28 protein-coding genes are annotated in these 25,754 nt (G+C 63.9%); 10 read left to right on the top strand and 18 right to left on the bottom strand.

Features of this window, described 5'->3' with window-relative positions; genetic code table 11:
- Positions 1 to 17 precede the first annotated feature (17 nt).
- The 8 genes from ACSH0F_RS11730 to rpsU form a co-directional block, all read right to left on the bottom strand.
- Positions 18 to 497, bottom strand: coding sequence for a tRNA (cytidine(34)-2'-O)-methyltransferase (locus ACSH0F_RS11730; protein ID WP_435202975.1), 480 nt, complete (start codon positions 495 to 497; stop codon positions 18 to 20).
- Complete coding sequence (locus ACSH0F_RS11735; protein ID WP_435202977.1) at positions 473 to 904, bottom strand: hypothetical protein; 432 nt, start codon at positions 902 to 904, stop codon at positions 473 to 475. The genes ACSH0F_RS11730 and ACSH0F_RS11735 overlap by 25 nt, the downstream gene beginning before the upstream one ends.
- Positions 904 to 2,400: an Asp-tRNA(Asn)/Glu-tRNA(Gln) amidotransferase subunit GatB gene (gatB, locus tag ACSH0F_RS11740; RefSeq protein ID WP_435202979.1), complete on the bottom strand. Its 1,497-nt coding sequence runs from the start codon at positions 2,398 to 2,400 to the stop codon at positions 904 to 906. The genes ACSH0F_RS11735 and gatB overlap by 1 nt, the downstream gene beginning before the upstream one ends.
- Entirely contained in the window at positions 2,397 to 2,663 is a 267-nt protein-coding gene (locus ACSH0F_RS11745) for a hypothetical protein (RefSeq protein ID WP_435202981.1), read from the bottom strand. Before ACSH0F_RS11745 ends, gatB begins: the two co-directional genes overlap by 4 nt.
- The gene (gene gatA, locus ACSH0F_RS11750; RefSeq protein WP_435202983.1) at positions 2,660 to 4,141 is read right to left on the bottom strand and encodes an Asp-tRNA(Asn)/Glu-tRNA(Gln) amidotransferase subunit GatA; all 1,482 of its coding nucleotides are present in this window, start codon (positions 4,139 to 4,141) and stop codon (positions 2,660 to 2,662) included. Before gatA ends, ACSH0F_RS11745 begins: the two co-directional genes overlap by 4 nt.
- 118 nt (positions 4,142 to 4,259) lie before the next feature.
- Positions 4,260 to 4,562: an Asp-tRNA(Asn)/Glu-tRNA(Gln) amidotransferase subunit GatC gene (gene gatC, locus ACSH0F_RS11755; protein ID WP_435202985.1), complete on the bottom strand. Its 303-nt coding sequence runs from the start codon at positions 4,560 to 4,562 to the stop codon at positions 4,260 to 4,262.
- Positions 4,563 to 4,653: 91 nt separating this feature from the next.
- Positions 4,654 to 5,217, bottom strand: a complete 564-nt coding sequence (locus ACSH0F_RS11760; protein ID WP_435202987.1) for an FKBP-type peptidyl-prolyl cis-trans isomerase — start codon at positions 5,215 to 5,217, stop codon at positions 4,654 to 4,656.
- 78 nt (positions 5,218 to 5,295) lie between these two features.
- Positions 5,296 to 5,502, bottom strand: coding sequence for a 30S ribosomal protein S21 (gene rpsU, locus ACSH0F_RS11765; protein WP_007011585.1), 207 nt, complete (start codon positions 5,500 to 5,502; stop codon positions 5,296 to 5,298).
- A gap of 209 nt (positions 5,503 to 5,711) precedes the next feature.
- Here rpsU and ACSH0F_RS11770 point away from each other — a divergent pair, with 209 nt between their 5' ends.
- The 6 genes from ACSH0F_RS11770 to ACSH0F_RS11795 are packed head-to-tail and all read left to right on the top strand — an operon-like array spanning position 5,712 to position 9,392.
- Positions 5,712 to 6,122: a CrcB family protein gene (locus tag ACSH0F_RS11770; protein ID WP_435202990.1), complete on the top strand. Its 411-nt coding sequence runs from the start codon at positions 5,712 to 5,714 to the stop codon at positions 6,120 to 6,122.
- On the top strand, positions 6,119 to 7,243 hold the full coding sequence (locus tag ACSH0F_RS11775; protein WP_435202992.1) for a pseudouridine synthase: 1,125 nt from the start codon (positions 6,119 to 6,121) through the stop codon (positions 7,241 to 7,243). The genes ACSH0F_RS11770 and ACSH0F_RS11775 overlap by 4 nt, the downstream gene beginning before the upstream one ends.
- Complete coding sequence (locus tag ACSH0F_RS11780; RefSeq protein WP_435202994.1) at positions 7,243 to 7,842, top strand: FMN-binding negative transcriptional regulator; 600 nt, start codon at positions 7,243 to 7,245, stop codon at positions 7,840 to 7,842. The genes ACSH0F_RS11775 and ACSH0F_RS11780 overlap by 1 nt, the downstream gene beginning before the upstream one ends.
- Positions 7,839 to 8,492, top strand: a complete 654-nt coding sequence (locus ACSH0F_RS11785) for an HAD-IA family hydrolase (RefSeq protein WP_435202996.1) — start codon at positions 7,839 to 7,841, stop codon at positions 8,490 to 8,492. Before ACSH0F_RS11780 ends, ACSH0F_RS11785 begins: the two co-directional genes overlap by 4 nt.
- Positions 8,485 to 8,697 (top strand): hypothetical protein, encoded by a 213-nt coding sequence (locus tag ACSH0F_RS11790; RefSeq protein ID WP_435202998.1) that lies wholly within the window; start codon positions 8,485 to 8,487, stop codon positions 8,695 to 8,697. Before ACSH0F_RS11785 ends, ACSH0F_RS11790 begins: the two co-directional genes overlap by 8 nt.
- Positions 8,694 to 9,392 (top strand): ATP12 family chaperone protein, encoded by a 699-nt coding sequence (locus ACSH0F_RS11795; protein ID WP_435203000.1) that lies wholly within the window; start codon positions 8,694 to 8,696, stop codon positions 9,390 to 9,392. The genes ACSH0F_RS11790 and ACSH0F_RS11795 overlap by 4 nt, the downstream gene beginning before the upstream one ends.
- Before the next feature lie 4 nt (positions 9,393 to 9,396).
- Here ACSH0F_RS11795 and ACSH0F_RS11800 read toward each other — a convergent pair whose 3' ends face one another.
- Genes ACSH0F_RS11800 through ACSH0F_RS11815 form a run of 4 tightly spaced genes read right to left on the bottom strand, consistent with a single transcriptional unit; the run spans position 9,397 to position 12,965 of the window.
- Positions 9,397 to 9,987 (bottom strand): ABC-type transport auxiliary lipoprotein family protein, encoded by a 591-nt coding sequence (locus ACSH0F_RS11800; protein ID WP_435203002.1) that lies wholly within the window; start codon positions 9,985 to 9,987, stop codon positions 9,397 to 9,399.
- A 5-nt stretch (positions 9,988 to 9,992) separates the two neighbouring features.
- The gene (locus ACSH0F_RS11805; protein WP_278327477.1) at positions 9,993 to 10,943 is read right to left on the bottom strand and encodes an MlaD family protein; all 951 of its coding nucleotides are present in this window, start codon (positions 10,941 to 10,943) and stop codon (positions 9,993 to 9,995) included.
- Between the two features lie 10 nt (positions 10,944 to 10,953).
- The gene (locus ACSH0F_RS11810) at positions 10,954 to 11,853 is read right to left on the bottom strand and encodes an ABC transporter ATP-binding protein (protein ID WP_435203004.1); all 900 of its coding nucleotides are present in this window, start codon (positions 11,851 to 11,853) and stop codon (positions 10,954 to 10,956) included.
- Positions 11,853 to 12,965 (bottom strand): MlaE family lipid ABC transporter permease subunit, encoded by a 1,113-nt coding sequence (locus ACSH0F_RS11815; RefSeq protein ID WP_435203006.1) that lies wholly within the window; start codon positions 12,963 to 12,965, stop codon positions 11,853 to 11,855. The genes ACSH0F_RS11810 and ACSH0F_RS11815 overlap by 1 nt, the downstream gene beginning before the upstream one ends.
- A gap of 217 nt (positions 12,966 to 13,182) precedes the next feature.
- On the opposite strand from ACSH0F_RS11815, the gene ACSH0F_RS11820 reads away from it, so the two are divergent.
- The 3 genes from ACSH0F_RS11820 (at position 13,183) to ACSH0F_RS11830 (ending at position 17,591) form a co-directional block, all read left to right on the top strand.
- The gene (locus tag ACSH0F_RS11820; protein WP_435203008.1) at positions 13,183 to 15,903 is read left to right on the top strand and encodes a valine--tRNA ligase; all 2,721 of its coding nucleotides are present in this window, start codon (positions 13,183 to 13,185) and stop codon (positions 15,901 to 15,903) included.
- Between the two features lie 43 nt (positions 15,904 to 15,946).
- A complete protein-coding gene (locus ACSH0F_RS11825; RefSeq protein ID WP_435203010.1) occupies positions 15,947 to 16,762 on the top strand; it encodes a zinc-dependent peptidase in 816 nt (271 codons plus the stop codon).
- Between the two features lie 94 nt (positions 16,763 to 16,856).
- A complete protein-coding gene (locus ACSH0F_RS11830; protein ID WP_435203012.1) occupies positions 16,857 to 17,591 on the top strand; it encodes a 7-carboxy-7-deazaguanine synthase QueE in 735 nt (244 codons plus the stop codon).
- A gap of 107 nt (positions 17,592 to 17,698) precedes the next feature.
- On the opposite strand, the gene ACSH0F_RS11835 is transcribed toward ACSH0F_RS11830, so the two are convergent.
- From ACSH0F_RS11835 to ACSH0F_RS11855, 5 genes are all read right to left on the bottom strand, one after another.
- The gene (locus ACSH0F_RS11835; RefSeq protein WP_435203014.1) at positions 17,699 to 19,690 is read right to left on the bottom strand and encodes an ATP-binding protein; all 1,992 of its coding nucleotides are present in this window, start codon (positions 19,688 to 19,690) and stop codon (positions 17,699 to 17,701) included.
- 112 nt (positions 19,691 to 19,802) lie between these two features.
- On the bottom strand, positions 19,803 to 20,516 hold the full coding sequence (locus ACSH0F_RS11840; protein ID WP_435203187.1) for a TIGR02186 family protein: 714 nt from the start codon (positions 20,514 to 20,516) through the stop codon (positions 19,803 to 19,805).
- Positions 20,517 to 20,551: 35 nt separating this feature from the next.
- Positions 20,552 to 21,463 (bottom strand): sulfite exporter TauE/SafE family protein, encoded by a 912-nt coding sequence (locus ACSH0F_RS11845; protein WP_435203016.1) that lies wholly within the window; start codon positions 21,461 to 21,463, stop codon positions 20,552 to 20,554.
- 46 nt (positions 21,464 to 21,509) lie between these two features.
- Positions 21,510 to 22,622 carry a hypothetical protein gene (locus ACSH0F_RS11850; protein WP_435203018.1) on the bottom strand — a complete coding sequence of 371 codons (1,113 nt, stop codon included), beginning with the start codon at positions 22,620 to 22,622 and terminating at the stop codon, positions 21,510 to 21,512.
- A complete protein-coding gene (locus ACSH0F_RS11855) occupies positions 22,619 to 24,007 on the bottom strand; it encodes a glycosyl transferase family protein (RefSeq protein WP_435203020.1) in 1,389 nt (462 codons plus the stop codon). The genes ACSH0F_RS11850 and ACSH0F_RS11855 overlap by 4 nt, the downstream gene beginning before the upstream one ends.
- 85 nt (positions 24,008 to 24,092) lie before the next feature.
- Here ACSH0F_RS11855 and nhaA point away from each other — a divergent pair, with 85 nt between their 5' ends.
- Complete coding sequence (nhaA, locus tag ACSH0F_RS11860; protein WP_435203022.1) at positions 24,093 to 25,313, top strand: Na+/H+ antiporter NhaA; 1,221 nt, start codon at positions 24,093 to 24,095, stop codon at positions 25,311 to 25,313.
- On the opposite strand, the gene ACSH0F_RS11865 is transcribed toward nhaA, so the two are convergent.
- Complete coding sequence (locus tag ACSH0F_RS11865; RefSeq protein WP_435203024.1) at positions 25,314 to 25,751, bottom strand: VOC family protein; 438 nt, start codon at positions 25,749 to 25,751, stop codon at positions 25,314 to 25,316. It abuts the gene before it with no gap.
- Positions 25,752 to 25,754 lie beyond the last annotated feature (3 nt).

Raw genomic sequence — 25,754 nt, forward strand, 5'->3', positions numbered from 1 at the left:
CGTAATGAAATCGGCAATCAGGCGAGGTGTTTGCGCACTGCCTGGTAGGCTGCCGCCGCCACTGTGTTTGCGAGGTTGAGCGAGCGCACCTTGTTCGAGCGCATCGGTAGGCCGACCAGCTGCTGGCTATGGGCCTCGATGATTTCCGCCGGGATGCCCTTCGTCTCGCGCCCGAAGACGAGATAGGCGTCCTCGGGATAGTCCGGTTCGTAGAAGCTGCGCTCAGCGTATTCCTCGAACAGGTAGAGCTGGTCGGCGCGCGGAGACCGCTCCGCGATGAACGCCTCCCAACTGGCAAACTCGACCAGCCCGATGTGCGGCCAGTAGTCTAAGCCAGAGCGCTTCACTCGCTTGTCCGAAATCTCGAAACCGAGCGGGTGGATCAGCACCAGTTCCATGTCGAGCGCCACGCAGGTCCGCCCCACCGCGCCGGTATTGCCGGGTATCTCGGGTTGGACGAGGACGATGGAGGTCATCGTGCCCGGAACAGTCCCCATAGGAAGAGCGCCCAACCGACGGTCAGGAGACCGCTCGATCCCATGACAACGAGCGTGACGACGCTTTCGGCCAGAGCAGAACCATCATCTCCCTCACCGGCCATGGGCAGCACCTCGCTGGCACCGCTCACTGCGGCAAGCGTTATGCCCACCCACAGGCCGACCATACCGATCGCAAGGGTCCAGCGCGCAATCTGTTCAATCCGTTGACCAAGTTTGGCCGTGCTCCAGAGCGCGCCCGCGATCATCACCGCCATGCCGCTTTGCACGGCATCGAGATGCGCGGACAGGGCCATCCGTGGATTGGCGTGCATGTCCACAACAGCGCCTTGCAGGATGCCCGCCATAAACAGCGCTGCCCCCGTGATAACCAGCGAACGACCGGCCGGGGTTAGCGCCAGCTGCATCAGCCCAGCTTGTCCTTCAGGATCTGGTTGACCACTGCCGGATTGGCCTTGCCCTGCATCGCCTTCATCGTTTGGCCGACGAAGAAGCCAAACAGCTTGTCCTTGCCGCTGCGATATTCCGCGACCTTGTCGCCATTGTTGGCGATAATCTCGTCGATCGCGGCTTCGATCGCGCCGGTGTCGCTGACCTGCTTGAGGCCTTCCGTTTCGGCTACTTCCTCGGGGTCGCGTCCGGTCTTTAAGACGATCTCGTAAATCTCCTTGGCCTGTCCGCCCGAAATCTCGCCCTTGTCCTGCATCGCGAGGATGCTCGCCTGCGCTTCGGCGGTGGCGTTGGCCGGATCGGCCTCATCCCCGAGCGACTTCATGACACCGGGCGCGATCGAAAGCGCCCAGTTGGCCACCTGCGTCGCAACCTTGGCTTCCGGCTTGCCGATCTTCGCAGCAGTCGCGGCCAGCAGCGTTTCGAAGCGCCCGAAGGTTTCGACCTCGGCAGTCAGTTCCCGTGCATTATAGGGCGTGAGGCCGAGCTCGCTCTCGTAACGCTGGCGCTTGGCATCGGGCAGCTCGGGCAGCGAAGCACGGCATTCCTCGAGAAACGCGTCCTCCAACTCCAGCGGCAGCAGGTCGGGATCGGGGAAGTAGCGATAATCATGCGCGTCTTCCTTGCTGCGCATGGTTCGCGTGGTGCCGGTGTTCGGATCGAACAGGCGCGTTTCCTGGTCGACACTGCCGCCGTTCTCCAGCACGTCGACCTGGCGGTTTGCCTCGTATTCGATGACCTGCATGACGAAGCGCACGGAGTTCACGTTCTTCGTTTCGGTTCGCGTACCGAATTCCTCGCCCGGCTTGCGCACGCTGACGTTGACGTCGGCGCGCATCGAGCCTTCTTCCATATTGCCGTCGCAGCTGCCGACATAGCGCAGGATCGAGCGCAGCTTGCGCACATAGGCCCCCGCCTCGGCGGGCGAGCGCATGTCGGGCTTGGATACGATCTCCATCAGCGCCACGCCGCTGCGGTTCAAATCGACATAGGACATGGTCGGATGCTGGTCATGCATCAGCTTGCCCGCGTCCTGCTCGACATGGATACGCTCGATCCCGATGACCTTGTCTTGCGGGATACCGGCCTTCTCGTCCGCCTCGATCAGCAGCTGCCCCTCGCCCACGATGGGGTGGTAGAGCTGGCTGATCTGGTAGCCCTGCGGCAAATCGGCGTAGAAGTAGTTCTTGCGGTCGAACCGGCTGTATTTGTTGATCTGGGCCTCGATTGCCATGCCGGTACGCACTGCCTGGCGGATGCACTCGGCGTTCGGCACGGGCAGCATGCCGGGCATCGCCGCATCGACGAGGCTGACCTGCGTGTTCGGCTCCGCCCCGAAGGCAGTCGAGGCGCCGCTGAACAGCTTGGCCTTGGACGTGACCTGCGCATGGACTTCGAGGCCGATCACGACCTCCCACTCACCCGTTGCGCCCTGGATGCGATACGTGCTCATTCTGTTTCCTCGAAACGTGTGCGGGCAATCGAGATCATTTGGTCGAACATTTTCTCGAGACGATCAAACTGCCCTTGCTCCAGTGAGCCTTCCGGGAGCATTTCCAGCACCGCACGAATACCATCGACCGAAGTTTGTATATCAATTGAGGAAGCAAGCCCACGCTCCGCAAGAATGCGGAGGCCGTGAATGCCGGCTGTCAGCCCCGCAATACCCAGCAACCTATCGCGCCGGTCGTCAGAACTCTCGCCGAACAGTGTCACCACCATTTCTCCGGCTTCGCGTCGAACCCGGCGCGTTGCTGGATCGCCAGCCCTGCGTTCAGCACGCCCTGCTCGTCGAAGGGCTTGCCGACGATCTGCAGGCCGAGCGGCAGGCCGTCCGAGTTCACCGTCGCGGGCACACTCATCGCGGGCAGGCCGGCGAGCGATGCGGGGACGGCGAACACGTCGTTCAGATACATCGTCAGCGGGTCGTCGTTGAGCGAACCCAGCGGGAAGCTGGCCGTCGGTGTGGTCGGCGCGAGGATCGCGTCGCACTGACCGAAGGCCTCGGCGAAGTCGCGACTTACCAGCGTACGGACCTTCTGCGCCTGGTTGTAATAGGCGTCGTAGAAGCCGGCCGAGAGCACATAGGTGCCGATCAGGATGCGGCGCTTGACCTCGTCACCGAAGCCTTCGGCGCGGGTGGCGGCGTACATGTCCTGCAGGCCCGCCCCGTCGGGCAGGTCGCGTAGGCCATAGCGCACGCCGTCATAGCGCGCGAGGTTGGACGAGGCTTCGGCGGGGGCGACGATGTAATAAGCAGGCAGCGCATATTTGGTGTGCTGCAGCGAGACGTCGACGATCTCCGCGCCCGCATCGCGCAGCCATTCCTTGCCCTGCTCCCACGACTTGAGGATGTCCTCGTCGGTTCCTTCCATGCGGTATTCGCGCGGAATACCGATGCGCTTGCCCTTGAGGTCGGCGGAAAGGCCCGCTTCCCATGCGGGCACGTCCATCTTCAGGCTGGTCGCGTCCTTCGGGTCGAACCCGGCCATCGCCTCCAGCATGATCGCGCAATCTTCGACCGTGCGGGCCATCGGCCCGGCCTGGTCGAGGCTGCTGGCGAAAGCCACGACGCCCCAGCGGCTGCAGCGGCCATAGGTCGGCTTGATGCCGCAGATGCCGGTAAAGGCGGCGGGCTGGCGGATCGATCCGCCGGTGTCGGTGCCGGTGGCGGCAGGCGCAATTCGCGCGGCAACTGCGGAGGACGAACCGCCCGAGGAGCCGCCCGGGCTCATCGCGGCATTGCTGCCAGCCTTGCGCCAGGGCGAACTGACGTTGCCGAAATAGCTGGTCTCGTTGGAGGAGCCCATCGCGAACTGGTCGAGATTGAGCTTGCCCAGCATCCCCGCGCCCGCATCCCACAGGTTCTGCGACACGGTGCTTTCGTATTGCGGATTGAAGCCTTCGAGAATGTGGCTGGCGGCGGTGGTCTGCACGCCCTTGGTGGCGAAGAGGTCCTTCATGCCGATCGGCACGCCGCCCATTGTGCCGAGGTCCTCGCCCTTGGCCCGCTTGGCATCGACCGCGTCGGCAGAGGCGAGCGCATGGTCGGGCGTGGTGACGATGAAAGCGTTCAGACTGGCGGCTTCGGCCACGGCGGCATTGAACGCTTCGGCCACTTCGCGCGCGGTAAACTCGCCGGAAGCGACGCCGTCGCGGATGTCCTTGACGCCAAGATTCGTGAGTTCGGTCATTACTTCGTCTCTACCGTCGGAGCTTGGCCTTCGACAGGCTCAGGCTGAGCGGGTGTGGGTTTGCGGGCGAAAACATCCGCTCGTCCTGAGCCTGTCGAAGGACAGTCACCACGCAACATTACTCGATCACCTTGGGCACGCCGAAGAAGCCGTGTTCGGCCGCGGGCGCATTGGCGAGCACATCCTCGCGGCGGCCGCCGGCGGTCTTGGGGTCGGCGTCGACCACGTCGTCGCGCAGGCGCAGGTGGTTTTCGATCACCGCAGTCATCGGCTCGACGCCGGAGACATCGACCTCGCCCAGCTGTTCGACCCAGTCGAGAATGCCGTTCAGCTCGGGCACCATCCGCTCGAGCTCTTCGTCACCCATCTTGATGCGCGCCAGCGAGGCGATCTTCGCCACGGTGGCCTTATCGACGGACATGGCTGCCGTCCTTTCCGTTCCTGGTGTTGACCGGTTGCAAAGCGCAGCTAGCAGCGCCGCTCCGCAGCTTCAAGAATTCGCGCGACGCGGCCTATTCGGCCGGGGGCGCTGCGTCTGGTGCGCCCTGCTGCTGTTGCTGCTGCATCATCTGCTGCATGGCGGCGGCACGCGCCTGGAAATCTTCCTCGCTCATGAAGTCCACCACCTCGACCTCGAATACGAGATCGGCATTGGCGGGGATCGGCGAGCCCGGCGGCGGCTCGGCGCCATAGGCTTGGTCCGCGGGGATGGTGAGCACGTATTCGCCGCCCTTCTTCATCTGGGTCAGCCCTTCGATGAAGCCATCGATGATCGCGCCTTCCTGCAGCAGGAGGGGATTGCCGTCCGGGAACAGGCCCGGCGGGATCGGCAGCGGCTGCGAACGATCGAATTCGGTCCCATCGGTGAGCTTGCCGACGTAGTTCACGAACACCACGTCGCCGACCTGCGGCGAATCGCCCGTACCCTCGGTGACGGTCTCGACCGAAACGCCTTTGGGCACGGCCGCCCAGGCGAGGCCCGCGCCGAGCAGCACGGCGATGATCACGCCGATCCACAGCTTGGTGAGCGAGCCCTTGGAAATGGGCTGAAGGGGAACGCGGGTAATTTCAGTCATGCAAATTCGCCTGTGATACGCAAAGGGCGCGGATTTCTCCGCGCCCTCATGGCTTAGCTTGAATATCGCATCAACGGCTTATTTTACGCCGTCGCGCTCCATCCGCTTGCGCTCGAGCTTGCGGGCGCGGCGTACGGCAGCAGCCTTTTCGCGGGCGCGCTTTTCGCTCGGCTTTTCGTAGTGACGACGCAGCTTCATTTCGCGATAGACGCCTTCCCGCTGCAGCTTCTTCTTGAGCGCGCGGAGGGCCTGGTCGACATTGTTATCGCGAACCATGATCTGCATAAACTTCAATACCTCGACTTGCGGGCCAGAGCCCGCTCGCGGCGGGGTATGCCTCCTTGAATAGTGCTTCGTTAGATAAACGAAAAACGCGCCGAATCCGTTCCGGATCGGCTCGAACCGGGGCGCACATACGGATTCGAGCGGTAAAAGGCAAGCGCTGACTGCGCGCTTCCCGTTTCCCGCGCGAGGCGCTAGGGGCGCTTGCAGCAATGTCCACCTACTCCCCCGTCCTTGCCAGCCTCAACGTCGCTCTCGGCGGCGCGATCGGCGCGGTGCTGCGCTACCAATTGGGGCGCGGCATGACTTGGTGGCTGGGGCCGCAGATGGTCTCGCTGTTCCCTTGGGCGACGCTTGCCGCCAATGCGGTCGGCAGCCTCGCCATGGGGCTGCTCGCAGGGGGGCTGGCCGTTCGCAGCAGCGGCGACGGCGAGCAGATGCGCCTGCTCTTGGGCGTCGGCCTGCTGGGCGGCTTTACCACTTTCAGCGCCCTCAGCCTGGAGATGGTCCTGCTGATCGAACGCGGACAGTTCCTCTTCGCCGCCCTTTACGCGATCCTCAGCTTCGCGCTCGGCATCAGCGCGCTGGTGGTCGGCCTCACCCTGATGCGGAGCTTCGCATGAAAACTGCCGACGAAGTCCGCACCTTTACCGTCGAGCAGGACGATGACGGCGTCCGCCTCGACCGCTGGTTCAAGCGGCATCTGCCGCAGGTCGGCTTCGGCACAATCAGCAAATGGGCGCGCACCGGCCAGATCCGCGTCGACGGGAAGCGCGCCAAGCCCGACGACCGGATCGCCGCGGGCCAGCAGATCCGCGTGCCGCCGGGTGGCGATGCGCCGCATAAGAGGTCCAAAGTCAAGCGCCCGCTGACCGAGGACGAGATCAGCCAGGCGCACGACATGGTCGTCAAGCAGACCAAGAGCGCGATCGTGCTGAATAAGCCCCCGGGCCTCGCCACGCAGGGCGGCACCGGGACGACGCATCACGTCGACGGCCTGCTCGACGCTTTCGCGCCGGGCGAGGAGGACGTGCGCCCGCGCCTCGTCCACCGGCTCGACAAGGATACGTCGGGCGTGCTGCTGGTGGCGAAAACTCCGGGCAGCGCATCGTATTTCTCCAAGCGCTTCTCCGGGCGTAGCGCCAAGAAGATCTACTGGGCGCTTGTGGTCGGAGTGCCCGAAATCCGCGAGGGCGTGATCGAGGCGCCGCTCGCCAAGCAGCCGGGCTCCGGCGGCGAGAAGATGCATGTCGATCACGAAGTCGGGCAATCGGCGAAGACCAAGTACCGGGTGGTCGACAGCGCCGGCAAGAAGGCCGCGTGGCTCGAACTCCAGCCGCTGACCGGGCGCACCCACCAGCTGCGCGTGCACTGCGCGGCGATGGGCAACCCGATCGTCGGTGACGGGAAATACGGCGGCAAGGATGCGTTTCTTACCGGCTCGATCAGCCGCAAGATGCACCTGCATGCGCGCCGCCTGATCATCGACAGTCCTGACGGCAGCAAGCTCGACACGACCGCCGACCTGCCCGAGCACTTCGCGGCGAGCATGGAGCAACTCGGCTTCGACCCGAACATCAGCGACGCGACGCCTATGCGCGACGATCCGCCGCCCAAGAGCCGCGAGGAAAAGAAGCAGCAGGCCCGCCAGCACGCGAAGAACTACCGCAAGTCCCAGCGCGGACCTCGGCGTGCGCGGGGTGGATCGGGCGGGAAGCCGGCGAAGCCGAAGGGCAAGCGCTGATGCACCCCAACCCGGTGTTCAGAGCCGACGACGAAGCGCTGCTTGCGCGGCTTCTCGACGAGGTCGGCTTCGGGACCGTCTTCGCGCAGACCGCGGACGGCCCCCGGGTGGCTCATACACCTCTGGCCATAGGTCCGGATGGCGGCATTCGCTTTCATCTCGCTAAGCGAAACCTACTCGCTCCGGAGCTCGACGGGACGCAGGCGCTGATCGTGATCGATGGTCCCGACGGCTACATCTCGCCGCGCTGGTATGCGAACCGCGACACGGTGCCGACGTGGAACTACGTCGCGCTCGAACTCGAAGGCCGTGTGTCGGTGCTCGACGAAGCTGCGCTGGAAGAGATGCTGCACGGGATGATCGCAAGGCATGAAACCAAGCTTGCCGGAAATGGCTGGAGCGCAGCCGAAACCAGCGAGCGGGTCTGGGCTGCGCTGCTCAAAGGCGTCGTCGGTTTCGAAATGACGGTCATGGCCAGCCGCTCGACGGTAAAGCTTTCGCAGAAGAGCAGCACCGAAGAGCGTCAGTGGATCGCGACCGGGCTGGTGTCAGCGGGAAATCCTGCGCTCGCCGGCTGGATGCGGAAAGCTTGTGCATGAACCGCCTCGCCATCTTCGATTGCGACGGTACTTTGGTAGATGGCCAGGCCGCCGTCTGCGAAACGATGGAGCGCGCCTTCGGCACCATCGGCGCGCCGCCGCCCGAGCGCACTGCGATCCGCCGGACAGTCGGCCTGAGCCTGCCCCTTGCCGTGCGCCAGTTGATGATGGACGGCCGCGAGGTCGACCGGCTGCAGGTGGTCGACGCGTACAAACGCATTTTCCGCGACATCCGCCTTTCGGGCAAACTGCACGAACCGCTCTTCGACGGGATGCGCGAACTGCTCGAAAGGCTCTCCGCGGATGGCTGGCTGCTCGGCGTGGCGACCGGCAAGAGCGACCGGGGACTCCATTCCTGCCTCGAAACGCATGGGATCAAGGACCTGTTCGTGACCCTCCACGGCGCGGACCGCTATCCGTCCAAACCCAATCCGGCGATGCTGGAGGCCGCTTTGGTCGAGGTCGGCGTCGAGCCGCAGGCGGCGGTGATGATCGGGGATACAAGCTTCGACATGGAGATGGCCCGTGCGGCCGACATACGCGCCATCGGCGTCGCCTGGGGCTATCACGAACCGCGCGAACTGCTGCAGACCGGCGCCAGCGCCGTGGCCGAAACGATGGAAGAACTGGAGGACATGATCCGTGGCTGAGCCCGATCCCGCCGCGAGCCGTTTCTGGCTGTTGCAACTTATCCGCCTGTCGGGGGCCGCGATGGTCGTCGTCGGTGCGCTGATCGTCGCCGAAGCGATTGCGCTGCCCTATGCGCTGGGCATCGCGCTGCTGGTGCTGGGGCTGGTGGAATTCTTCGTGATCCCCACCCAGCTGGCCAAGCGCTGGAGCACGCGCGACAAATGAAGCGTTTTTACAAGGATGTGAGCGTCGAACCGACCGACGGCGGCTATCGCGTGCTGCTCGACGGCCGGCCGATCAAGACGCAGATGGGCCGACCGCAGGTCGTGCCGAGCGAGACGCTTGGCTCTGCCCTTGCGGCGGAATGGGCCGAGCAAGGCGTAGAGATAGACCCTCGCAAGTTCCTGTTCCGCGACCACGCCGATTTCGCCATCGACATCGTCGGACAGCATCGGGACGAGACGATCGCCAAGCTGCTGGCCTTCGCGGAAACCGACACGCTGTGCTATCGCGCCGACCCGGACGAGCCGCTCTATCGGCGGCAGCAGGAGGATTGGGAACCTCTTCTTTGCCGCCTTGAAGACAAGCATGGCGTAGCATTCCAGCGGATCAGCGGCGTGATGCACAGGCCGCAGCCTCCGGAAACGATCGCGACGCTGAAGGCCCATCTCGAACAGCTGGACGATTTCGCGCTGGCGGGCATGACCGCCCTCGCATCGCTCAGCGCATCGCTCGCCATCGCCCTGCTGGCGGACGACGAGGCCGTGAACGATCCGATGCAGCTATGGCGCGATGCCAATCTCGAGGAAGAATGGCAGGCCGACCAATGGGGCCGCGAGGAAGAGGCCGAGGAGCGCCGCCGGAAAAAGGGCGACGAGTTCTCCGCCGCTCACACCTTTATGCTGCTGGCGAAAAGCTGACCCGTCAGCCGACCCAGTCGGCGACCTGCACCGCGACGTCGTTGGCCGCCCGGTTGAGCGCCGGACCGACGCTTTCACGGTCGGCAGCGATGCCAGGAATGCGCGCTTCGAAGCGGCGGGTTTCGATCGCACTACCCTTACCGGGCTTCACCGCGTCGAAGACCAGCACCACGCTGGACGACGGCACGTCGTAGCCGAACTGGCGCAGCGTTCCCGTGAGGCGGTTTTCGGCCAGCACGCCGGGATCGTCGCCGTCGATGACGACGCGGCCAGAACGGGTGCGGATGGTTTCGGCAATCAGGCGACGCAGGAGGCGCGCGGGTTTTTCGACCCAGGTCGCTTCCTGGAGATAGGCGAGCTTGGTCGGATCGATCTGGACCGGCACACGCGTCACATCGAGCGCGGCGGGCGCTTCGAATTCGGACAGGACCAGCGCAGTCCCGGCATTGGCAGAGCCGCCCGCGCCCACCGGAGCCGAAGCGGTCGGGGTCAGCGTGAGCAGATTATCGGGCGTCTCGCCGCCGAAGCTGATGCAGCCCGCGAGCAAGGCGATCGGGGCCAATGCGGCCGGTCGAAGAAAACAGGTCGTCATCATGCGCCTCACGGTTCGTAATCGGGCAGCGGTTGCGAGCTTAGCAGGGCACCTGCGCCCTTTTCGTCGATCTTCTCGGTCACGTCGCGCAGCGCCTTGCTCGTAGCGCGCAGGTCGCGAAGCGTTGCTTCGGCAGCCGGCAGCGTGCTCTCGGTCAGTTGCTTGGTCGCCGGCCGCGCATCTGCGAGCGTCTGCTCCAGTGCCTTGGCGGCGCCGCTGGCGGAATTCAGCGTCCCGCGCAGCTGCTCGGCGAGCTGCGAGCCTTCCTGGTTGATCAGCCTGTCGGTCGACTGCGTAACCTTCTCGAACGCATCGAGCGCTTCGCTGGATTCGCGCAATGTCACCTGCAGTTCGGACAGTACCCGCTCGATCTGCGGCGTGGCAGCGGCAAGATCGCCGCTCATGCGCTCGGTATTGCGCAGGATGCCCTGCAGCGAATTCTGGTTCTCGTCCGACAGCAGCAGTGTCAGCCGCTCGGTCAGCGTGGCCAAACGCTCGAGCAGCAGCGGCGCGCTGGCGAGTACGGCACCGATCCCGCCCCCGGAGGTCGGCGGGATAATCGGCACGCCTTCGGTGCAGGCGGTGGTCTCGCAGGAGATCGGCGGAGCGCCGGTGCGCGCCCCATCCAGCGTTATGGTCGACACGCCGGTGAAGCTGCCCTGGATTGTCGCGGTGGTCCCGACCAGGATCGGCACTTCCTCGCGCACCTTGATACGGACGCGCACGAATTCGGGATCCTTGTCCCACAGCTCGATCTGGTTGACCTGACCCACCGGCACACCCGCGAAATCGACCGAGCTGCCATTGGCGAGGCCCGCCACCGACTGCTTGAAGAAGATGTCGTATTCGTTCTGGTCCCCGCCGCCGAGTCGCGCGAGCCAGACGATGAACAGCGCAAGGGCACCGAGGATCAGCAAGGTAACCGCCCCCACCCAGATATGATTTGCCCGCGTTTCCATCCGTCAGTCTCTATGCCTTGTCATCATGCTTATTGTCCAACGCTTTGACCGCGTGCGCAGCGATGGGATTGTCCATGTGCTGCCGCAATTCGTCGAGCGCCTGCGCGGTGAGCGCCGCCCGTCCGCGCGGGCCGTTGAAATATTCCTGAATCCACGGGTGATCGAGCTGCATCAGGTTCGGCACCGTATCGACGGCGATCACCTTCTTGTCGGCCAGCACCGCCACGCGGTCGCAGATTTCGTGCAACGTATCGAGGTCATGGGTGATCAGGAAGACAGTGAGGCCGAGCGTTTCCTTCAGCTCGCGCGTCAGGCGGTCGAACGCCGCCGCGCCGATGGGGTCGAGGCCCGCAGTCGGTTCGTCGAGGAACAGGAGCTCGGGGTCGAGCGCGAGGGCACGAGCGAGGCCGGCACGTTTCTTCATCCCGCCCGACAGCTCGCTGGGGAACTTGCCTGCGGCCTCTTCGGGCAGGCCGGAAAGCACGGTCTTGAAGCGCGCGATCTCGTCGAGCAGCTCGGATGAGATGTCCGGGAAGAACTGCTTCAGCGGCACCTGCACGTTCTCGCCAACGGTCAGCGTCGAAAACAGCGCCCCGCCTTGGAACAGCACGCCCCAGCGGTTGCGCACGCCGATCTCTGCATCGGGATCGCCTTCGGTCATCGATTTGCCGAAAACCTTCACCTCGCCTTCGGTCGGGGGCTGCAGCCCGATGATGGAGCGCATCAGCACGCTCTTGCCGGTGCCCGAACCGCCGACCACGCCGAGGATTTCGCCCCGCCGCACCTTGAGGTCGAGACCATCGTGCACGGTCTGTGAGCCGAAGCGATTGACCAGCCCCTCCACTACGATTGGGTGCTCGCCGCGATAACGTTCGTGCCGCCCGAGGGTCCTGTCGTCGTCCTGCACCATCAGCCCCACCCGATCTCGGTGAAGAACACCGCGAAGAAGGCGTCGATGACGATGACGGCGAATATCGCGGAGACGACGGCCATCGTGGTGCGCCGTCCGACCTCTTCGGAATTACCCTTGACCTGCATGCCGTGATAGCAGCCTGCGAGCGCCACGATCAGGCCGAAGACCGGCGCCTTCACCAGCCCGACCCACAAATCGTAGATCGGTACCACGTCCTGAATGCGCGCAAGGAAGGTGTAGAAGGGGATGCCCAGCATGACGTCGCCGATCACCGCGCCGCCGACGATGGCGACCAGCGCGGCGTAGAAGCCGAGCAGCGGCATCATCAGGATAGCCGCCAGGATGCGGGGAATGACCAGCGCCTCCATCGGGGAGATACCGATGGTGCGCATCGCGTCGATCTCCTCGGTCAGCTTCATCGTGCCGAGCTGCGCGGCGAAGGCCGAACCGGAGCGACCGGCAACCATGATCGCGGTCATTAACACGCCCAGTTCGCGCAGGGTGATGCGCCCGACGAGGTTGATGGTCAGCGTTTCGGCACCGAACTGCGCTAGCTGCACGGCACCCTGCTGAGCGATGACGATGCCGATGAGGAAGCTCATCAGCCCCACAATCGGCAGCGCGCTGACGCCCACCAGTTCCAGTTGGCGGACCAGTGCAAGCCAGCGGAAGCGGCGCGGATGGCGGATGAGATTGCCGAAAGCCGCGATGAGTGCGCCGAGGAACCCGAGCACTCCAAACACGCCGTCGCGCGCAGCAAACACCTTGTTGCCGAGAGCATCCGGAACACGCTCCCAGACCGGCAGCCGCGGCGCGGCTACCTCTTCCTCACCGCGCGAGCCCTTGAGCGCTTCGATGAGCCGAGTGGCGCGATTGCTCGCCCCGGTGACTTCCGCCTCGTGGTCGCTCGCAATAGTGCTTGCAACCCAGGCGCCAACCGTATCGATTTCACTTATGTCGGAGAGATCGACCCTCGCAATCGGACCGTCCAGATGGCGCAGTTCCTCGTCGACCGAGCCGATGGTCGATACCAGATAGGGGCCGGACAGGGCGAGCACCTGCCCCCCGTCGTCCCCCTCGACCAGCTCGTATTCGGCGAAACCACCCATTGCTGCGCCCTATGCGGGGAATTGCCGTGCGAAACAAGCGGCTATGCCGACGCATCACCTGCGGCGTTGCATCGCAGCATGGGCGCTGGCATGGAATCCTATCTGATTTATCGGCACCGGCCCGCTCCCCCTCCCGGCCACCCAAAAGGATCATGCCGTGGGTGGCCGGGAGGGGGAGCGGGCCGGTGCCGCCAGTAAGCGCGAGCGAACAAAGACAATGACCACCGAGCTACCCAAGACTTTCGACCCGGCCGATATCGAGACGCGCTGGTACGCGCATTGGGAGGAAAATGGCCTGTTCCGGCCCGAGCGGCCCGACTCCGAACCCTATACGATCGTCAACCCGCCGCCGAACGTCACGGGCAGCCTGCACATCGGCCACGCGCTCGATAATACGCTACAGGACGTGATGATCCGCTACGAACGGCTGCGCGGCAAGGATGCGCTGTGGGTGGTCGGCACCGACCATGCGGGTATCGCGACGCAGATGGTGGTGGAACGCCAGCTGGAGGCGCAACAGGACAAGCGCACGAATTACTCGCGGGAAGATTTCGTCGCGAAGGTGTGGGAATGGAAGGAAGAGAGCGGCGGCACGATCACGCGCCAGCTCCGTCGCCTCGGCTGCTCGATGGACTGGTCCAGAGAGCAATTCACCATGGACGAGCATTTCTCAAATGCCGTGCTCAAGGTGTTCGTCGATCTCTACAACAAGGACCTGATCTACCGCGACAAGCGGCTAGTCAACTGGGACCCCAAGCTCAAGACCGCGATCTCGGATCTCGAGGTCGAGACGACCGATGTGAAAGGCCATTTCTGGCACTTCAAATATCCGCTCGAGGACGGTGTGACGCTCGACGACGGGCGGGACTACATCGAGGTCGCGACCACGCGCCCCGAGACCATGCTCGCCGACATGGCCGTGGCAGTGCATCCCGATGATGAGCGGTACCGGAGCGTCGTCGGCAAGCAAGTCGTGCTACCGATCACCGGTCGCCGCGTGCCGATCGTGGCGGACGAGCATGCCGATCCCGCGCTCGGCAGCGGCGCGGTAAAGATCACGCCGGGTCACGACTTTAACGATTTCGATGTCGGCAAGCGCGCCGGGTTCCAGCCCGCCGAGATGCTCAACATGCTCGATGCGGAGGCCAACGTCTGCCAGACCGCCGACGGACTGGTGCCGGACGAATTCCTCGGCCTGCACCGCTTCCGCCGCGAGAAGATCGTCGGCGAAGGCGATGGCGCGCGCGAGTTGGTAGTCAAGCGCCTGAAGGAAAGCGGCCACCTGATCCCGCATATCGCCAAAACCAAGGATGGCGAGGAAGTCGAGCTCGACGCCGAACCGCGCACCATCGCAACTCCCTTCGGCGACCGCGGCGGCGTGGTCATCGAGCCCTGGCTGACCGACCAGTGGTATGTCGATGCCGAAGCGCTCGCGAAGAAGCCGATCGAAGCGGTTAAAAGCGGCGAGATCGAGATCGTCCCGAAGAGCTGGGAAAAGACCTTCTTCAACTGGATGGAGAACATCCAGCCGTGGTGTGTATCGCGCCAGCTGTGGTGGGGACACCGGATCCCGGCGTGGTACGATGCGGACGGCAGGGCCTATGTCTCCATGACCGAGGCCGAAGCGCAGGCGCAAGCAGGCGACGGCGTCACGCTGACCCGCGACGAGGACGTGCTCGACACGTGGTTCTCCTCCGCCCTATGGCCTTTCGCCACGCTCGGCTGGCCCGAAAACACCGACCTTGTCGACAAGCACTACCCCAACGACCTGCTCATCTCCGGCTTCGACATCCTGTTCTTTTGGGATGCCCGCATGATGATGGCGGGGTACTTCAACACCGGGCAGGCTCCGTGGCCCAAGCTCTATCTCCACGGCCTCGTGCGCGCGGCGGACGGGCAGAAGATGTCCAAGTCCAAGGGTAATGTCGTCGATCCGCTCGGCCTGATCGACCAATACGGGGCCGACGCGCTGCGCTTCTTCATGGCGGCGATGGAAAGCCAGGGCCGCGACATCAAGATGGATGAGAAGCGGGTCGAGGGCTATCGCAACTTCGCGACCAAGCTCTGGAACGCGACCCGCTTCTGCCAGTCGAACGGCATCGGCGCGAGCGCGTCGATCGAGGCTCCCGCGGCCAGCCACGCAGTCAACCGCTGGATCATCGGCGAAGTGGTGGAGACGAAGCAGGCGCTCGATGCCGCATTGGCTGACCTGCGCTTCGATGCGGCGGCGAACACGATCTACCACTTCGTGTGGGATCGGTTCTGCGACTGGTATATCGAGCTGATCAAAGGCAATTTCGACGAGGAGACCAAGGCCGTCGCCGGCTGGGCGCTCGACCAGATCCTCGTCATGCTCCATCCCTTCATGCCCTTCATCACCGAAGAGCTATGGTCCAAGCAGGGCGACCGGCCCGACTATCCGCTCATCACCGCGAAATGGCCCGATCCGAAGGCGGCGGTCGATCCACAGGCGAAGGCCGAGATCGACTGGCTGATCGCTCTCACCTCCGCAACCCGCACGGCGAAAAACGAACTCGGCATCGCACCGGGCGCGAAGCTCGAAGCATACTGTGCTGCGCCCAGTGCCCTCGCCCGCTCGGTCGTGGACGCCAATGCAGCCGCGATCGAACGGCTCGCGCGCCTCACCCCCGTGCAGTTCGCCGAGGCACCCAGCGGTGCGGCGATGCAGATCGCGGCTGGCGACGATGCCTTCGTAATCCCGCTCGAAGGTGTGATCGACATCGAGGCGGAAAAGGCCCGCCTCACCAAGGCGATGGAGGCCAGCCAGAAGGAACTCGGCAGCCTCAACGGGCGGCTGTCCAATCCCAATTTCGTCGAGCGCGCCAAGCCCGAAGCGGTCGAAAAGGCCCGCGCCGACGCTGCCTTCCATGCCGCCGAAATCGACCGCCTGCGCGCCGCTCTCGCACGGCTGGGATAGGGACAGTCTTACCAAGCCTCCGGATGCATCTTACCTGTGACGCATGACGTCATGGATCGTACCAGGGGCACTCCTCCTGATCGCAGGCTTGGCAGCGTTTCGCTGGGTTTGGCGGCGTCAGAGGCGTAAGGCACTTTTGGCGACACCGCTTGGTGCCGAGCAGCGGGAAATCGTCGAGCGGCTCGTGCCGCTGGTCAAGCGGTTGCCCGAGCCTTTGCGGGCATCGCTGGAAGGCAAGATGAACCTGCTGCTGGACCAGGTGACTTTCAGGGGAATCAATGGCGTCGAGGTGACCGAGGAAATGCGGCTGTCCATCGCTGCCCAGGCCTGCCTCCTGATCGTCAACAGCCCCGTCTGGTACGATACTTTGAGGAACATACTCGTCTATCCTGCCGCATTCCTTACCGGGCGCGGCACGCCCGATGACGCAGTCGTGCACGAAACCCACCACGCAACGCTCGGGGAGAGCTGGGCACATGGGCCGGTGGTCCTGTCGTGGGACGATGCATTATATGGCGGGCTCGATGCGAGCGATGGCCACAATGTCGTGATCCACGAATTCGCACACCAGCTCGACGGGCTGAGCGGGCACGTCAACGGCATCCCCATCCTGCGCAAGGGGCAGCGCTACGCCAAGTGGGAGCAGGCGATGCTGGAGGCCTATGACGATCACGTCGAAAGGCTCGAGAACGGCGAGCGGACATTGATCGACCCCTATGGCGCGACGAACCACCAGGAGTTTTTCGCCGAAGCGATCGTGACGTTCTTCGAGAAGCCGAAGGCGCTGCGCAGCGAAGAACCTGCGCTCTATGCCCAGCTGACGCAGCTGCTGGCGATCGACCCGGCGCAGTGGCATTGACCGGCTCGCAGCGTCCGGCTCGCCGATTTCCCTAGGTTGCATTTCGTGCCATAGGACCGCGCGCCATGACCATCGGTAACCGAGACAATTCGCTTTGCCTTTAGTTCTTGCCACCGACGACACTGGCGGACCCGAGATTTTCGCCTCCGTTCAGGGCGAAGGGCCGAGCGCGGGAATGCCGGTCGCCTTCATGCGCCTGTCGCGCTGCAACCTCGCCTGCGTGTGGTGCGATACAGCCTACACTTGGCATTTTACCGGTGATGAGCGCCCGCACCGCGACGGGATCGAGTTCGACCGCAAGGCCAATCAGGTCAGGCTGGACGAGGAGGAGGTCGCCGCGCGCATCACCGAGCTAGGCCAGAAACGCCTCGTCATCACCGGCGGCGAGCCGCTGTTGCAGGCCCCGGCGCTGGCTAAGCTGCTTCAACTGCTGCCGGACGTTTCGGTCGAGATCGAAACCAACGGCACCACGAAGGCCCCGCCCCCACTCGACATCCGGATCGACCAATTCAACGTCAGCCCCAAGCTGGCCCATAGCGGCAATCCGTCAGAGCTGGCGTTGGTCCCCGAACGGCTGGACGCCTATGCCACCGACCCGCGCGCGTGGTTCAAATTCGTGATCGCCCAGCCCTCGGACATCGACGAGGTGCTGGCCTTGCGGGACCGATACAGGTTCAAGCCGGATCACGTCTTCCTGATGCCCGAGGGTACCGACAGCGAAACACTGCGGACCCGCGAAAAGTGGCTCGCTCCGCTATGCGTCGAGCACGGTTTCCGGATGAGCGACCGGCTCCACATCCACCTGTTCGGCGATACCAGGGGGACCTAACTGCGTTTCGCAGCCACATCCGTGGCTGCATCCTCGCTAGACGTGCAGCACGCTGCACCCGCTGCGGGCGGGCGGTCGCCCTTGCCTCGCCTTCGGCTCGGTTTTTTCTAACCCTGCGAGCGCCAGCGCTGGACCGTGCGTTCGACGATCTCTTCCTCGCCGCCGGTCTGGTTCCACAGTTCGACGAAGCTCGGGTCTTCGGACGCCGGGCGTTTCGATTCCTCGAGATTGTCGAAGCTGACGCGGATCGGGATAGCCACGCCTTCGCCGCAGATGATGCATTCGCGATTGCGGAGCGCGGGGATTGCATCGAGGAAGCCGCGCGCGCCTTCGGGCATTGCGGCACGGACGAAATCCTGGTCGCGATCGTTGTTGAGGCGCATCGAGATGATCGTCCCGCACTGCGACAGCACGCCTTCGGCAAGGTCGGACGGTCGCTGCGTGATGAGGCCCAGCGAGATGCCGTATTTGCGGCCCTCTTTGGCGATCCGGCTGAGGATAGTGCCGACCGAATTGCCGTCGGAGTTCTTCTCGCTCGGGACGTAGCGGTGGGCTTCTTCGCAGACCAGCAGGATCGGCGAGGTGCGCTCCTCGCGGCCCCAGATGGCGAAGTCGAACACCAGCCGACTCAGCACTGCGACCACGGTCGAGGTGATGTCCGACGGCACGCCCGACACGTCGATGATCGAGATCGGCTTGCCGTTGGAGGGCATGCGGAAGATCTTGCAAATGAACTCCGACATCGTGTCGCCGACCAGCATGCCGGAGAACATGAACTGGTAGCGCGGGTCGCTCTTCAGCTCTTCCAGCTTGTTCTTGATCCGCATGTAGGGCGCTGACGTCGTAGCCTTGTCGAGCTTGCCCATTGCGTCTTGGATGGCGTTCGAAAGGTCGGACAAGAGGTAGGGAATGGGCGAATCGACGGTGATCTTGCCCATGCTTTCGGCGAGGCGGCTCTTGCTGCGCGCCTTGAGCAGGCATTTGGCGAGAATGTCCTCGTCCACCTGCCGGTCGTTGCCCTGCGAGGTGAGCAGCACCTCGCAATGCTCCTCGAAGTTCATGATCCAGTAGGGCATCTGGAGGTTTGAGACATCGAGGATCACGCCGGTGTTGCGGAACGCGGCCGAGTATTCGCCATGCGGGTCGACCATCACGATATGGCCCTCGGGCGCCGCTTCGCAGATGCGGTGCAGGATTAGTGCAGCGCTGGTCGATTTACCCGTACCGGTGGAGCCGAGCAGGGCGAAGTGCTTGCCGAGCATGGCATCGATGTAAATGCCGGCGCGAATATCCTTGGTCGGATAAACCTTACCGATGGTAACCGCGGTACGACCGTCGCTGGCGTAGACCTGCTTCAAGTCGGCTGTACTGGCGGGATAGACCAGTGCGCCGGGCACCGGGTAACGGGTGACACCGCGGCGGAAGCCGTGCAGGCGACCGGTGAGCTTTTCTTCGATGCCTTCCCCAAGGAAATCGATATTCGCGAGGATGCTGCCGGCCTTGCGATCCTGCCGCTGGTTGCGGACGCTGGCGAGCAGCCAGCTGCTGCCGACGCGGATCTTGATCTGGCTGCCGACCTGTCCGGCCATGGCGATCGCGGGATCGGCATCATCCGCGCATTCGGACAGGCGCTGAAGGTCGACGGCGATCATTGAGCCGGAACCGGCGATTTCGAGGACAACACCGATGGGGTCCATCGTGTTGTTGGCGCTCTGCACGTCCGGATCGGGCGCTTGCTCGCCCTCCGCTTCGGGTTCCGGCGCCTTGCGAGCTTCCGCCTCGGCGCGAAGCTGCGACGGGGGACGGGGAATGGGTGGCGGTGCTACGGTCTGCTTGTCCACGATCGGCGCCTCGACGGGCACCGGCTGTTGCACTTCCTGTGCTACCATCAAGGGCCGCTCGTCGGCGACCGGCTGTTGCTCGACTGGCTGCGGATTATGGACATAGCCCGAGCGCGAGAGCGAAGAGGCTGCGCCGCTGTCCTGCTCGCTTCGACGTATCCGGTCGCGCAGGGAGGAACCACGCGGCTGCGGCGGCTGGGCTCCTTCTTCCTTGGCAGGATCGAAAGTGCGGTGGTTCGGATTGCCCATGTCGGTCATCGGTCGGTTCGGCCCCAAGTTTCGCGCCCATCGCGCAGGGCCACAGCCTATGGCGGGGGACGGTTAAAATCGGGTCAACGCTATTGGGTCGATAGGGCCTGGCATCAGGACGCTAGATCATCGCAAAGAGACGACCGGCCAGCCACCCCATCCCGACGGACAGCATGACGGCGAGGAGACCGTAGAGCAACGACAAGTCCTGCGAATACTCCTCGACCTGCCGTTCGAAGCCGACTTTCTGGACTTCCACTTCGGTCTGCGCCGAGGCGATTACCCGCCCGCGACTCACCGCGAAAGTCTCGGCAGTGTAGGTCCCGGTGGTCACGTTGGACGGCAAGGTAATCCGTGCCTGATACAACACCTGTTCGCTGATCTGCACGCCCTCGAAATCCTGCTTGTAGAGCTGCTGGCGCGTTTTCAGATCGACGAGCCCGGCGGAAAAGCGCGCCTGTTCGTCCAAATCGATCACGCCGCTCGGGCTGAGCTGGATATAGTCGGTGCCGAACTCGTAAATCGCGGCCGTTTTCTCGTCCACGATCTCATCAATGGGACGGGAGGAGGCGACCGCGAAGAACGAGGGGACCGAGCGAAAATCGGTGCTTTCCGCATTGACCCACACGCCGAGGAAGCGCCCCTTCTCGCGCAGGCGGGCAGGTTCGGCCGGACCTTTGAGCACCACCACGATGTCGTATTGATTGCCCACCGCGCGCCCGCCCGGATCGAGGACGGCACCGAACAACAACAGCTCCGTGCCGGTGAATCCTTGCCTGACCTCCACCTCGTGCTGGCTGACCTCGGGCACGAGGATCGGGTCGCGCTGGCCCATCAGCGCGAAGGCGCAAAGGAGGATCAGCAGTATCCTCACAACGGATACACCGTGTAAATCTCGTCCGGCTGATAGAACAGGCCGAGAAACATGCGGAAGGCGATCACGAGAACGATTGCGGCCAGGATCAGCCGTAGCAACTCGGGCTTGGCTTTCACCGCGATCTGCGACCCGACTTGCGCACCGGTGACCGAGCCGATCAGCAGCAAGAAGACGAGCACGATGTCCACCGCCTTGGTCGTCAGCGAGTGCATCATGGTGGTCGCCATGGTCACGAAAAGGATGTTGAACAGGCTGGTGCCGACGACGACATTCGCGCTCATGCCCAGAATGTAGAGCATGGCGGGCACGAGGATGAAACCGCCGCCCACCCCCATCAGCATGGTCAGGATGCCTACGACGACACCGACCAGCAGCGGGGCGAGCGGAGAAATGTAGAGCCCGGACCGATAGAAACGCCATTTCATCGGCAGGCTGGCGACCAGCGGATGGTGACGGCGCTTGGGAGCCTGCTTGCTGCCGGATTTGGCACCGCGCAACAGTTCGACCGATTCCTTCGCCATCAGCAGCCCGATCGAGCCCAGCAGGATAACGTAAAGCGCGTTGATGACGACATCGATCTGGCCGATCGAGCGGAAGAAACGGAACAGCAGCGCGCCGAAGCCCGATCCGACCACCCCGCCTGCGACCATCACCGCACCCATGCGGTAGTCGACACCCTTGCGCCCGCTGTGCGCGATCACGCCTGTCACGCTGGCCCCGGTCACCTGTGTCGAAGCCGAAGCGGCGGCCACTGTGGGTGGCACTCCGTAGAAGATCAGCAGCGGCGTCGTCAGGAAGCCTCCGCCTACTCCGAACAGACCCGAAAGCACGCCCGTCAGCCCGCCCAGCGCGACGATCCACAGCCCGTTTACGGACAGGTTCGCAATGGGCAGGTATACATCCATGAAAGCGCCCTATCGCAGCCCCCGCCCGGATAAAAGCTGAACCGTGTCAGAAGCCCGCCGCAAGGGCGATCGCTGCTCCGGAAGAGGGCTCGGCATTGCCGGCCACGCGGAAGCGGTAGTCGGCCGCGATACGCGCCTGTCCATTGCCGAGACCGAAATCCAGCTTGAGCATCGGGCCGATGTCCACCCGTGACGCGCCGCGCTGCGCGCCGGCCCAAGCCCCGGCACCGGCGCGCACCAATAATGGATCGTTGTCCTCGAAGTCGCGGGTGAGGTCGATACTGCCATCGACAAACCCCGTTGCGAAATCACCGGCGACGTAACCTGCCTGAGCATAGCCGGAGGCTTCGAGGCCCAACGGCATTTGCGAGTTTTCAATACCTGCCGAAACGAAGGCGGCAGGTCGCAACCTCACCTGATCGGCGGATTCTGTTGCGCGCAATTCCGCGTGCAGCACTAACGGCAAGCCGCCAACCGGCCTTGCGCGCATACCGAGCGCCGCCTCGGTTTCCCCTGCTGTCACCAGCGCCTTGCTGGCTCGCGCATAGATCGCGGGATCGTGCCTGCTGGACGGCGCAAGGCGATACCCAATCACCGCGCCTGCCTGACTGGCTCCGTAGCTTGCCGGCCGCCCTCCACCGGTGAGCGCGGACGTTCCTCCATCGCGCAGCAACAACCAAGCATCGATCCGCCATGCTTTCAGCCAATCGGCATCATATTGAGGTGCGGCTTCCAGCGTGCGGTCGATCGATTCCCCGGCGCCGCCCGGCACGTGCGACTGTGCCACGTCGGTCTGCCGCGATAAGCTTTCTTCCAGCACCCGCTCACCAGTTCCGAAATGCTCGCGCTGATCACGGCTCGTCAGCTTGACGATTGGGAAAATCGGCATTTGTTTGCTGGAGGGCGCAGGGTTTGGATCCGGTTCGGCATATGATGGAACCGTTTGATCGTATTTGGGCACCGGCCTCGCTTGGGGTCCTACCGCGACGGTGTCTTCACCTTCGTACGAGAATGCAAGCGTCTTGGATTTTATCGGCTGATTGATCGCCTGCCAGGGACTCTGCCACGAAATCGCACGGATCAGCAGCCAGCCGATTAGCAGCAAGCCAAGGAATAGAAGAGGCTGCCCTCGACGCGCCTCCACTGCGCCATCGCTCATGCGTGCGCCTCGGCTCTTGCGGCCAAGGCCGGATGGTCCTGGTGCTCCGTCTTGTCCCAAATGACAGTAGCACCGCGCAGCGTTCCTACATAGGCAGACAGGGCGCGGCGCGCGGCCATGATAGCGATGATGTTCGACACGATCAGCCGCGGTACGGACAGCAAGCCCTGTCGCCATCCGTATTCGCGCGCGGTGAACAGCGCCCGCATTGCAAAGCGCCAGCCAAGCCCAATAAGATTGAGCAGCAACAGCCAGCCCAGCAGTCCGGAATATTCCGGTGCCGCAACCGCGCCGCTGCTCACCAACAGGTAGAGTAATCCACTCAGCCCGATAAGCAGGTAAGCAAGTGAAAGCAGAATGGCAGCAAGCGGCCCGCGCCGATCGCGCAGCTGCATCCAGATGTCCGCAGCCGAGCCCTGCCAGCCGAGCCGGTCCCAGCCCTGCAGCGCGATACCATGCATCCAACGCGTCTTCTGACGGACAGCGTGATCGAGGCGTGAGGGAAAGAAGGCCCGCGTTGCGATCAGACGTCCGTCGGCAGTGCGGCAGCGCAGAAAGCGACCCCTGCCGCCTGCCTCGGCGATGCGCAGGCCGAGCTCGTAATCCTCGGTCAGCGATTGCCGCGCGAACGGCTCGTCGCCGAAGCGACCAAGCATGTCGCGTGAAATCGCGAGACCGACGCCTGCGCCCGGAATCGCCGCCCCCAAGGCGTCGCGCACCAGAAGCGCCTTTGCGTGCGATTCTGCGAACTCGTCTGCGTAGTGACTGCCAATCAGGGCGGACCCGCGCTGCGGGAGCGCCATAACGGGGAGTTGGGCGAAATCCGCCGCGTCCATCGCGTTGTCCAGCAGAGCGAGAGCTGCGGGATCGACCATGTCCTCCGCATCATGCAGCACGATCATGCGGGTCGCCGTCCCGCTACGCACTTCGTCTTCGCGCAAGGCAGCGTAGAGACGGTTGAGGCAGTCGGCCTTGCTCGTCGGGCCGTCTTCGCCATGCACCACGATCCGCACTCTCGGATCGCCCCGCGCAGCCGCCATGGCCGAAGCCATCGTTGGCGGATCATTGTGGTAACAACCGACGTAAATCCGCAGATCGCGATAGGGCCAGACTTCGAGCATGTGGTAGATTGTCGGGCCAATCACCGCGGCTTCCTGCCATGCAGGGACGAGTACTGCTGCGCGGCCTGTTAACGGCCGTTCGGTCAGCTGCGATTCGTCGATTTTCGGGACTGCGATCCGGCCGCGCAGCCGCATCCAGATATAGGACAGGTCGACTGAGAATTCGTCGATCACGCCGATCGCGAAGAAGGCCGCGCAAAACAGCAGCAGTTCGCGATGGACGAGCAAAAACCATTGCGCGACAGTGAATTCGCCGATGAACACGACCCGTTCCCCCCCCGCCGAGGCATCTAGCGAAACGATCACCCCCTTGCAACGCGGTGCGGTTTGTTCAAAGGACCACCCCGACATGACCGAACGCCCTTCAGCCTTCCGCCTCGTTTTTGCCCCCGTGCGAGCGCTGTTCGTCAGCGATGCCTCGGCCGGTATCCTGCTCATTTTCGTGGCTGTTGCAGCGATGCTGGCCGCGAATTCGCCATTTGCCGCGGAGTACCAGCAGCTGTTCTACGGCAAGCTGGCGTGGACCCCGATCCCCAAGCTGTACGACCTCCATCTATGGATCAATGATGGCTTGATGGCGATCTTCTTCTTCGTCGTCGGGCTGGAGGTGAAGCGCGAGTGGATCGAGGGGCAATTGTCCACCGCGCAGCAGCGACGCCTGCCGATCATGGCGGCGGCTGCCGGCATGATCGTCCCGGCCCTGTTCTATGTCGGTGTCGTCGGCGGTGACAGCACCTTGCTGCGCGGCTGGGCGATCCCGGCCGCGACCGACATCGCCTTCGCGATGGGTGTGCTGGGCCTGCTCGGCAATCGGTGCCCGGCATCGCTCCGCCTGTTCCTGCTAACCGTCGCCATCGTGGACGACATCGGTGCGGTGCTCGTGATCGCAGCCTTCTATACCGAGAACATTAAGCTGGAATGGCTGGCCGCCTCCGCAGTCATCGTGGGTGCCATGCTGGCGATGAACAAGGCGCGCGTGTCCGCTTATTGGCCATTCATCCTGTTGGCGCTGGTGCTGTGGTTCTTCGTGCTCAACTCCGGCATCCACGCGACGATCGCGGGCGTCGTGGGCGCGCTGTGCATCCCAATGCGCGGCAAGGACGACGAGACCATGGTCGAAACCATGGAGCACGCGCTGGCCCCGTGGAGCGCCTATTTGGTCGTACCTGTCTTCGGCTTCGCCAACGCCGGCGTGCCGCTGGCCGGTCTCGGCATGGAGCAATTGCTGGCCCCGTTGCCGGTGGCGATCATTGCAGGCCTCTTCCTCGGCAAGCAGATCGGCATCTTCTCGGCCATCTGGCTGGCGGACCGGCTGGGCATCGCCCCCCGTCCCGACCAGGCGAGCTGGCAGGAGATCTGGGGCATCACCCTGTTGTGCGGGATCGGCTTTACCATGTCGCTGTTTATCAGCGGGCTGGCCTTTGCGGGGCAGGAGTTGCTGATCAACGAGGCCAAGATCGGCATCCTGCTGGGGTCGTTGCTATCGGCAATCGTGGGCTACACGGTCATCCGCCTCTCGGCCGCGCACCCGGACGATGCGAGTTCGCCTTACATCGAGAAGAAGGGCTGACTACCAGCTGCCGGTATTGGGCATGCTCGCCCACGGTTCCTGCGGGTCGAGATAGCCCTCTTGCAGTAGCTCGATCGAAATACCATCGGGTGTCCGCACGAAAGCCATATGCCCGTCGCGGGGTGGGCGATTGATCGTGTGGCCCGCATCCATCAACCGCTGGCAGGTCGCGTAGATATCGTCGACGCGATAGGCGAGGTGGCCGAAATTGCGTCCGCCATCGTAGCTCTCCGGCGCGCTGCCATCCTCGGGCGGCCAGTTATAGGTAAGCTCAACCTCCGCCGTGCCTTCCTGACCCGGCGCGGCGAGGAACACCAGCGTGAAGCGTCCCTTCTCATTGTCGAAGCGGCGCACTTCCTTCAACCCGATAAGATCGAAGAAGGCGACGGTCGCATCGATATTGGTGACGCGGATCATGGTGTGGAGGAATTTGGTCATACC

It is taken from the genome of Qipengyuania sp. 902 (assembly GCF_051195295.1).
In the GTDB taxonomy this organism is placed as follows: Bacteria; Pseudomonadota; Alphaproteobacteria; order Sphingomonadales; family Sphingomonadaceae; genus Qipengyuania.